Consider the following 808-nt stretch of genomic DNA (forward strand, 5'->3'; position numbering starts at 1 on the left):
GCGTTCGGAGGCCTACTTTGTTTTCCCTCTGGCGCAAGGCACGCCGGGAAAACAGTGCGGCCTCGCGGCTACTGGGGTCTACCAGCCTTCGCTTCGCTCTCCATGGCTGGCAGCGGAAGCACAACCTGCCAAGCGCAAAACCTTCAAGGACTATGCGCCTGGCTTTGTGCATGTGGACGTGAAGTATCTACCGCAAATGGCGGATGAATCCAGGCGGACGTATTTATTTGTCGCCATTGACCGTGCGACACGCTGGGTCTATCTGGAGATTTTGCCAGATAAAAGTGCTCGTAGCGCCAAAGGATTTCTGAAGCAGCTCATCAAGAAGGCGCCTTTTATCATCACCAGGGTGCTGACGGATAATGGTAAAGAGTTTACGGATCGCTTTATCGCCAACGGAGAACGCAAACCCACCGGCCAGCATCCTTTTGATCAAGTATGTCAGGCAGAAGGCATTGAGCACCGTCTGATCAAGCCCAAACACCCGCAAACCAATGGCATGGTTGAGCGTTTCAATGGCCGGATTAGCGAGATTCTCGTTACCACGCATTTTGATGCGTCCAGGGATTTACAGGAGACGCTGTACCAGTATCAGAAAATCTACAACTACCATGTCCCGCAGAAAAACATCGGGCACATCACGCCCATTCAGGCGCTTATTAGGATTGGCACAAAAAACAACCGGAATTATTCAAAAAGAAAATCTATGATCTATAGGGACTTGACAGTTAGTATCTGATTTAATATGGCATCATATCTATAAAAATCAACAGGAGAAAGGCATTGGCAATCCCTCTGGTAGCAGGAA

1 protein-coding gene and 1 pseudogene are annotated in these 808 nt (G+C 49.4%); both read left to right on the plus strand.

The window, feature by feature from the left end:
- The coding region (locus tag ACOCD2_RS23110) for a hypothetical protein (RefSeq protein WP_294078504.1) at positions 1-182 on the plus strand (182 nt) is incomplete at its 5' end.
- Positions 131-717: pseudogene (locus ACOCD2_RS23115) on the plus strand (DDE-type integrase/transposase/recombinase); the annotation flags it as partial. The gene ACOCD2_RS23110 and the pseudogene ACOCD2_RS23115, both read left to right, overlap by 52 nt.
- Positions 718-808: the final 91 nt, after the last annotated feature.

Source organism: Thiolapillus sp., assembly GCF_048562965.1.
GTDB lineage: Bacteria > Pseudomonadota > Gammaproteobacteria > Chromatiales > Chromatiaceae > Thiolapillus > Thiolapillus brandeum_A.